Annotated in this window: 1 protein-coding gene; it reads right to left on the bottom strand. The window is 38.9% G+C overall.

Translation table 11 applies throughout. The features are described 5' to 3' along the window. Window positions 1-31 precede the first annotated feature (31 nt). Window positions 32-283: hypothetical protein (locus KMS84_RS40010; RefSeq protein ID WP_256921569.1), on the bottom strand; the 252-nt coding region annotated here is incomplete at its 5' end.

Raw genomic sequence — 283 nt, forward strand, 5'->3', positions numbered from 1 at the left:
TCATAGAACCCAACAATGTAAAAGTGTTCCATTATCGCGTCCTACTCTCTATTCCGTACTTTGGGTTGTAGGTGATGATCTTGTTTTTTAGTTTTGCTTTTAGTTTTTTTATTGTTGGGTTGGAAAGATAGGTGTTGGGTATGTATATTTTGTTTATATGGCGCTCCGTTATGCGGTAATTTTTACTTAGGCGAAACTCAAAAAGCCTGGCGTGGGGGTTGGGCTCGCTGTACATAAAGTCAATAACAGTTGGGTCGAAATGCTTTTCAAAAGTGGGTTTAAG

This window comes from Streptomyces hilarionis (genome assembly GCF_024539675.1).
GTDB lineage: Bacteria > Actinomycetota > Actinomycetes > Streptomycetales > Streptomycetaceae > Streptomyces > Streptomyces hilarionis.